The following is a 7,258-nucleotide window of genomic DNA, read 5'->3' on the forward strand; positions in this document are numbered from 1 at the left end:
CGTCAAACGGGGGGACGGCGGCCACGGGAATGCCGGCGCCGCCGCCGCCGCCCAGCGCCTGGACGACGCCCTTGTCGCTAAGCCCCTCGCGGGAATAGGAGGCGTTGGCGCCGATGTTGGGGTAGAGCACGGCGCCTTCAATCTGGGCCTGGGCCTGGGCTTCGATCAGGCGTTGGGTGGCGATTTGCATGTCCAGGTTCTGGGCCACGGCCTGGGTTTCCAGGCTGGTTAATTCAGGGTCGTTAAAGCTGTTCCACCACTGGGGGTTTACCGAGCCGGCAGTGACATAGGGGGTGGCGGGAGCGCTGGAGATATAGGCCGTGGGGACCGCGGGATGCGGGGCTTTGAAATTAGGGCCGACCATGCAGCTGGAAAGGCTCAGCAGTGAGACCGCGGCGAGTCGTTTCGGGTGAAGCCGGGAGGTGGAAAACACGTACGCAAACTCCTTATGCGCCCAGACGGGCCTTTAGGCTTAAGTGATAGCACAATCCGCCAAAGCACAAGAGCCACGGTCTGGCAGGCCATGGCACGCCGGGAAGCGCTGGAGCGTTATGTTGTCGCACTATCTTTGCGCGGTGAGTTAGCCGTGTTGCGTGCGGTCTGCCATACGGCGGCGGCAACGCCGGGGGGCTTGAAGGCGGCGGTGGCCTAAACCAGTTCCGCCGCGGGGATTTGTTCCAGCATTGCATTGCCGGGCATGAGCGCGGGGATGGAGAGCGTGCTGATGATGCGGTTATCGAGCATGATCAGGCCTTCGATGAATTCAAGCGGGTTGTTGCTGCCGGTTTGAGGGATGTCCTGACGCATGTCATCCGTGACGGTTATGATGTCGCACACCGCGTCCACCAGCAGGCCGGCGGTGTTCTCGCCGTCTTCCACCACAACCACCACCGAGGCGGCATTGGGCTCCTGCGGCGGCAGGCCGAGGCGCTCGGCAAGGTCGATCACCACCAGCACGGTGCCGCGCAGATTGATCATGCCCTTGATGTAGGAGGGGGCGTGCGGCAGGTGGGTGGAGGCGATCCAGCCGCGGATTTCGCGGATGGAGCGGATGTCCATGGCGAATTCCTGGTCGCCGAGGCGGACTGAGAGAAGCTCGCTGCGGCGCTCGGGCTGGGCGGGGGTGCGATAGGTCTGATTCATGGCTGGAACTCCTCCATTTCGTCATCCGCCAGGGCCGGTTGCGGGCAGGCCAGCGGCATCGCGCCTGGGCAATGGCGTAATAATTGGTTTAACGGGCATAGATTACGGCTTGCTTAATCGACTCAGAACATCTCCAGCTCACCGGATTGGCGCGAGAGCTCATCAGGCACTGGCGCGCCTTGCAGGCGGTAGGCGAGGTCTGACAAGGTGATGTGATGCAGCGCGGTCTGCGAATTCACGCGCCAGTCCTCGGGGAGAAGCCGGCCGATGGTGAGGACGTATTTGGACAAAGCGGAGAGGCGCTGGGAAAGCAGGTCCAGCGTTTGGACATTGCGGTGGCAATCAGGATCGTTGGCGACGCGCAGCAGAGCGGGGCTGAGCGAGGCCTGGAAATGGTCCGTGAAGCGGCCGAGTTCATGAAACTCCTCGCCCAGGGCTTCCAGGATTTCCGCCAGTGGCGCGTGATGGCGTTCATCCTCGCAGGTTCGGCTTTCAACCATGCTGTCTCTCCTGCTAAAAAAGTTCCACAGTTCCCTGGCCCGGAGGCGTGGGCGGCACCGGGCGGGTGCTTTCGGCCCGCATGATGGATGCGGTTTCCTTCGCCAGCAGCACCTGCCGGGCACGGCCAGTGACAGGCCAGAATTGGATGCGCCGCCCTTGCTCGCCGCGCAGGCTGCCACCAGCAATGGCGATGCCCTCGGCCTTGAGAAAACGTTCGGCGAAGGTTGCGTTCAGCTCGCCGATATCGGTAAGGCCCTTGATCATGCGCGCGCCGCCAAAAAGCTTTGCTTGCAGCCGGTGGCGCTGGGCGCCGCGCCCGAGCAGGCCGTTGACCAGCAGCTCCATGGCATGCACGCCAAAGCGCATGGCGTCGCCCTCCAGCATGCGTTGTTGCGCCCCCGAATCAGTCCCCGGCAGCAAAAAATGGTTCATGCCGCCCAGGCCGATGGTATTGTCCCAGATGCAGGCGGCAATGCAGGAGCCGAGGATGGTGGTGAGCACCGTGTTGGGATTATCATCCACATATTGCTCGCCCTGCACGATGTGAATCTTTTTTTCAGCGGCCGGGGCGGAGGGATGCAGGAGCATGATCATGATATTTTTTTCCTGCGTGTGGCGTTGGTGCAGAGCATCAGCCGCTCGGCGATGCGTTCCAGGGGCAGTTGTAGCGTGACCCCGCCGATCTCGAAGGCGGCTTTGGGCATACCGTAAACGACGGAGCTGGCTTCGTCCTGGCCGATGGTTTCACAGCCGGCCTGGCGCAAGGCGAGCAGGCCCTCCGCGCCGTCGCGTCCTAGCCCGGTGAGGATGACGCCGATCGCTCGGTCATGAAAACAGCGCTGGACGGAATGGAACATCACATCCACGGAAGGACGGTGGCCGTTGACGCGCTCGGCCTCGCTCAGATGGATGCGCGGTGCCGCGAGGCCGGAAATTTCCAGATGCGCGCTGCCGGGGGCGAGGTAGATCTGCCCGGATTTCAGCAATGCGCCTTCCTCGGCCTCGCTCACCTCCGGGGCGCAGAGCTTGTTCAGCCGCGCGGCGAAGCTTTTGGTGAAGGTGGCCGGCATGTGCTGGCTGATGACCGTGGGCGGGCAGTTGGCCGGGAATTTGCCCAGAATTGTCAGCAGCGCCTCCACGCCGCCGGTGGAGGAGCCGATGGCGATGATCCGGCCGTCTGGCGTATAAGCGGCGGTTGAGGGGCGCGCGGGCGCGGCCACGAGCCGGGGCTGCCGGCGCGATAACGCCGCCGCCCTCACCTTCTCCGCCAGTTGCTCGAAGCTGTTCTGGTTGAAGGAGGAAGGTTTTGCCACACAGTCAAACGCGCCGATTTCCAGCGCGCGCAGGTTAACATCGGCGCCCGCTTGCGTGAGGGTGGAGACCATGATGACCGGTGTGGGCCGCAAGCGCATGATTTTTTCCAGAAAATCCAGGCCGTTCATATTCGGCATTTCAATGTCGAGCGTGATGACATCGGGCGCGAGCGCCTTGATGGCTTGGCGCGCCTCGTGCGGGTCAGCGGCCTGGCCGACGACCTCGATCAGCGGATCGGCGCGCAAGGTGGCGGTGATGAGGCCGCGCATGGTTGCGGAATCATCGACGACCAGAACGCGAACGCTCATGGCTGCTCCCTCCTGGCGGCGCGGGGACGGTAGATGGTGATGCCGTCGCTGCGCAGCCCGGCTTCGGCGGGGCCGCTCACGCGCTCGGAATGGCCGATATACAAGGCGCCGTCAGGGGCCAGCAGCGGCGTGATGCGTGACCAGATTTTTTCCTGCGTATCGTTTTCGAAATAAATTACCACGTTGCGGCAGAAAATAACGTCAAACGTGCCGCGCATCGGCCAGTTGCCGATGAGGTTGAGCCTGCGGAACTTCACCAGCGCGCGGGCTTCATCGGCGATTTGCTGGCGGCCGTCCCTGGGGGAGGAAAACCAGCGGCTGCGCAGCGGATTGGGCACGGCATCGAGCAGCGAGGTCTCGTAAATCCCGGCGGCGCCGGCGGCCAGCATGTTGGCGTCAATATCGGTTGCGAGGATGCGGATGTCATACTTCACAGCGTCGGGCAGCAAGGATAGCAGGGTGAGCGCGATGGAGTAAGGCTCCTGCCCGCTGGAGCAGGCGGCCGACCACAGGCGCGCGGCGCGGCCCTGTTTGACGCGGTTTATCAACTCGGGGAGGATGTTTGTTTTCAGATGTTCGAAATGATGCGGCTCGCGATAGAAGCGGGTGACATTGGTGGTTAGCGCGGCGACCATGTTCTGGCGCTCGCCCGCGCCGGTGGGACTCTCAACAAGGCGGCAATATTCAGAAAAATTGCCGAGACCCAGGAGCCGCAAGCGTTTGGCGAGGCGCGAATAGACCAGATTGGCCTTGTTGCCAGAAAGGGAGATTCCGGCCTCCGCCATCAGCATGCCGGCAATGGCGGTGAAGTCACGCTGGGTCATCAGGAATTCACCGGTTTCGGTGATGCCTGCTGAGGGTTTCATGCTGTTGCCTGGCGCGTTCATGTTCAGGCTCACGCGGCTTCCATCTCGCCCTGAGGCAGAACATGATCGAGCGAGATCAGGCTGATCATGCGGCCATCGACGGGAAGCAGGCCCTTAACGAAGGTTTTCACCAGATCGGATGAGACATCGGGCGTGGGCTGGATGTTGGCGTCGTTGGCGGTCAGAATGTCTGACACCGCGTCAACCAGCAGGCCGATCTGCTGATGGGCGATCTGCACCACGATGATGACGTTGCGCGCGCTGGGCTCGTTACTCGGCAAGCCCAGGCGCACGGCGAGTTCCACGATCGGCAGCACGGCGCCGCGCAGGTTGATGACGCCGCGCACATAGCGCGGGCTGCGGGGGAGCGCGGTGGCCGCGGTCCAGCCGCGGATTTCGCGCACCGCCATGACGTTGATGCAAAATTCCTGACGCCCGACACGAAAGGCGATCAACTCACGGATGTTGGCATCACTATTGGTAGATTGACCCATGGCTTAATGCGCCTCCAGCACGGATGGTTCAGGACGGCTCAGCTCACTGCGCGTGGTTTTCACCACCGCGTCGACATCGAGAATCAGCGCCACGCGGCCATCGCCCATGACGGTGGCGGCGGCGATGCCGGGAACGGCGCGGTAATTGGCCTCAAGGCTTTTGATGACAACCTGGCGCTGGCCGTGGATGGCATCGGCCAGCAGCACGGCGCGCACGCCGCCCTCGCCTTCCACCAGCAAGGCCACCGACTGGTCCGGCTCGACGAATTCATCGCTATAGCCAAGGGAGGCGGCGACATCGACCATCGGCACATAACCGCCGCGCAGGCGGATGACGTTGATCTCGCCATCGAGCGGGAATACATCCGCCGCCTTGGGCTTGAGCGTTTCAACGATGGCGCCGAGCGGGATAATGAGCGTATGGCCGCGCGCGGAGATGACCATGCCGTCCAGCACCGCCAGGGTGAGCGGCAGGCTGAGGGTGAAGGTGGAGCCATGGCCGGGGCGCGAGGAGATGGAGATGCGCCCGCCAAGCGCCGCCACGGATTGGCGCACAACATCCATGCCGACACCGCGGCCTGAAATGTCCGACACCGTACTGGCGGTGGAGAAGCCGGGCAGAAAGATCAGATTGTCGATCTCATCATCCGTGAGCGTGGCGTCCGGCGAGATCAGCCCGTTCTCAATGGCTTTTTCCTTGACGCGCGCGCGGTTGATGCCGGCGCCATCGTCGGAGACTTCCAGCACAATGCGCCCGGAGCGGTGCAACGCGGTGAGGCGCACCAGACCTTCGGCCGGTTTGCCGGCGGCGAGGCGTTTTTCGGGGGATTCCAGACCATGGTCGATGGCGTTGCGGATCATGTGGGTCAACGGATCGGCGATGCGCTCGATGACGGTTTTATCCACCTCGGTGCCTTCACCCTCGGTGACAAGGCGTGCCTGTTTGCCGGTTTGGGCCGCAACCTCGCGCACCAGGCGCGGCATGCGCTGGAACACCGAGCGCACCGGCTGGGCGCGGATGGCCATGACACTGTCCTGAATTTCGCGCGTTAAATGCTCAAGCTCCTCCAGCGCCATGGCGACGCCCGAGGCGCGCGCGATGCCGGCCTCCAGCACGCGCTGACTCAGCATCGCCTCGTTGATGACGAGTTCGCCCACGAGATCTATCATGCGATCCACCCTGTCGAGATCCACCCGGATGGTGGCGCTGACCGCCGCGGCGCTCTCCGCCTTGGCGGCCATGGCCTCCACGGGGTTTTGTTTTGCCACGGGTGCGGGCGGGGGTGCGTGATGCTCCGGCTCGGGTACGGCGGGCGGTTCTTCTTCATCAAACACAGGCGGGGGAAAAAATTCAAAAGAGAAGCCGTTGTCGCCGGTGATGATGTCTCCCGGTTTGAGCGACGGCTCCGCCGGGGTAGCGGCGGCGATCTCAAGATGGCAGTCGTCCTCGACAAACTCGAAGACGTTGCGGATTGCCTGCTCGGCGCAGTCCGCTTCCAGCGTGATATTCCAGGTGAGATAGGCGCCTTCGGGGTCCATCTCGGAGAGTTCAGGCAGATGGGTTGTATCCACCGTGGCCTCAATGGGGCCGAGCCGGCGCAACTCGCGCAGCAACAAGGCGGTTTCGTTGGCTTTGGCGTAAAGCGCGGGGGTTGGGGTGAAGCTGATGTGCCAGGCGGGCACCGGCGCGCAGACCGTGGGCTGTGACTTTGGCGCGGGAGGCAACTCATGGCCAAGATTGCTGACCTGGGTGAATTCCACGACCAGAGCGGCGGTGCGGGTTTCATCCACCGCGCCATTATCGCGCGCGGCGCGCACCAGATCGGCCAGAACATCGGCGGCGCGCAGCAGCAGGTTCATGACGCCGGGGCCGGTGGCGAGCGTACCCGAACGCACCTGATCCAGCGCGGTTTCGAACACATGGGCGAAGCGAACCAGCGCATCCAAGGCAAAGATGCCAGCCCCGCCTTTGATGGAATGCACCGCGCGGAAAACCGCGTTCACGGTTTCCGCCTCGGCGGCGCCGCTTTCCATCAGGATCAGCCCGGCCTCAAGTTCGGCGAGCTGTTCCTCACACTCCTGGAAAAATGTTTCGCGGATGGCTGCCATCGGGTCCAATGGATTAACTCCTGCGTTCAGGCCGCGACGCGGCGAATGGCTTCAACCAGCTTGATGGGGTCAAAGGGTTTGACGATCCACCCGGTGGCGCCGGCCGCGCGGGCACGGTTTTTTTTCTCGGCGTCAACCTCGGTGGTGAGGACCAGAACAGGCATCGAGCGGCGGGCCTCATCGCGCCGGACCGCCTCGATGAAGCCAAACCCATCCATACGAGGCATGTTGATGTCCGTGACAATGACATCCGGCCGTTCCGTTTCCAAAACTTCCAACCCGTGCAGGCCATCCTCGGCTTGCAATACGCGAAAGCCCGCCGCGAGCAGCGAATGCCGCAACATGTCCCGCATCGCGCGGGAGTCATCGACTGTGAGAACGGTCGTGCACATTAAGGCAGTTCCTTGCAATATGTTAGTGTTTTTGGAGCGACGCCAAACAGGTTGAGAGTGGTGAGAAAATCCTCGGAGCAATCAGCCAGGCTGAGATCCTGCTCATCCGCCGCCCAGGCCGCGCGCGCGGC

General features: G+C 63.2%; 9 protein-coding genes. All 9 read right to left on the reverse strand.

Features of this window, described 5'->3' with window-relative positions; translation table 11 throughout:
- Positions 1–433: TolC family protein (locus HKL97_RS12100; protein WP_291425683.1), on the reverse strand; the 433-nt coding region annotated here is incomplete at its 3' end.
- 215 nt (positions 434–648) lie between these two features.
- Positions 649–1,143: a chemotaxis protein CheW gene (locus HKL97_RS12105; RefSeq protein WP_291425686.1), complete on the reverse strand. Its 495-nt coding sequence runs from the start codon at positions 1,141–1,143 to the stop codon at positions 649–651.
- Between the two features lie 122 nt (positions 1,144–1,265).
- Positions 1,266–1,643, reverse strand: a complete 378-nt coding sequence (locus HKL97_RS12110) for a hypothetical protein (RefSeq protein ID WP_291425688.1) — start codon at positions 1,641–1,643, stop codon at positions 1,266–1,268.
- A gap of 13 nt (positions 1,644–1,656) precedes the next feature.
- Complete coding sequence (locus HKL97_RS12115; protein ID WP_291425700.1) at positions 1,657–2,232, reverse strand: chemotaxis protein CheD; 576 nt, start codon at positions 2,230–2,232, stop codon at positions 1,657–1,659.
- Between the two features lie 2 nt (positions 2,233–2,234).
- On the reverse strand, positions 2,235–3,266 hold the full coding sequence (locus HKL97_RS12120) for a chemotaxis response regulator protein-glutamate methylesterase (RefSeq protein ID WP_291425690.1): 1,032 nt from the start codon (positions 3,264–3,266) through the stop codon (positions 2,235–2,237).
- Positions 3,263–4,132 (reverse strand): protein-glutamate O-methyltransferase CheR, encoded by an 870-nt coding sequence (locus tag HKL97_RS12125; protein ID WP_291425693.1) that lies wholly within the window; start codon positions 4,130–4,132, stop codon positions 3,263–3,265. The genes HKL97_RS12120 and HKL97_RS12125 overlap by 4 nt, the downstream gene beginning before the upstream one ends.
- Before the next feature lie 29 nt (positions 4,133–4,161).
- Positions 4,162–4,626, reverse strand: coding sequence for a chemotaxis protein CheW (locus HKL97_RS12130; protein ID WP_291425695.1), 465 nt, complete (start codon positions 4,624–4,626; stop codon positions 4,162–4,164).
- A 3-nt stretch (positions 4,627–4,629) separates the two neighbouring features.
- Positions 4,630–6,735, reverse strand: a complete 2,106-nt coding sequence (locus tag HKL97_RS12135) for a chemotaxis protein CheA (RefSeq protein WP_291425703.1) — start codon at positions 6,733–6,735, stop codon at positions 4,630–4,632.
- A gap of 26 nt (positions 6,736–6,761) precedes the next feature.
- Positions 6,762–7,127: a response regulator gene (locus HKL97_RS12140; RefSeq protein WP_291425698.1), complete on the reverse strand. Its 366-nt coding sequence runs from the start codon at positions 7,125–7,127 to the stop codon at positions 6,762–6,764.
- Positions 7,128–7,258 lie beyond the last annotated feature (131 nt).

The organism is Acidocella sp. (assembly GCF_013044125.1).
Classification (GTDB): domain Bacteria; phylum Pseudomonadota; class Alphaproteobacteria; order Acetobacterales; family Acetobacteraceae; genus Acidocella.

What these genes read in the sequence shown, in the direction of transcription:
- HKL97_RS12110 (WP_291425688.1), bottom strand. Translation starts at nt 1,643, where the DNA reads ATGGTTGAAAGCCGAACCTGCGAGGATGAACGCCATCACGCGCCACTG.
- HKL97_RS12125 (WP_291425693.1), bottom strand. Translation starts at nt 4,132, where the DNA reads ATGAAACCCTCAGCAGGCATCACCGAAACCGGTGAATTCCTGATGACC.
- HKL97_RS12115 (WP_291425700.1), bottom strand. Translation starts at nt 2,232, where the DNA reads ATGCTCCTGCATCCCTCCGCCCCGGCCGCTGAAAAAAAGATTCACATC.
- HKL97_RS12120 (WP_291425690.1), bottom strand. Translation starts at nt 3,266, where the DNA reads ATGAGCGTTCGCGTTCTGGTCGTCGATGATTCCGCAACCATGCGCGGC.
- HKL97_RS12130 (WP_291425695.1), bottom strand. Translation starts at nt 4,626, where the DNA reads ATGGGTCAATCTACCAATAGTGATGCCAACATCCGTGAGTTGATCGCC.
- HKL97_RS12140 (WP_291425698.1), bottom strand. Translation starts at nt 7,127, where the DNA reads ATGTGCACGACCGTTCTCACAGTCGATGACTCCCGCGCGATGCGGGAC.
- HKL97_RS12135 (WP_291425703.1), bottom strand. Translation starts at nt 6,735, where the DNA reads ATGGCAGCCATCCGCGAAACATTTTTCCAGGAGTGTGAGGAACAGCTC.
- HKL97_RS12105 (WP_291425686.1), bottom strand. Translation starts at nt 1,143, where the DNA reads ATGAATCAGACCTATCGCACCCCCGCCCAGCCCGAGCGCCGCAGCGAG.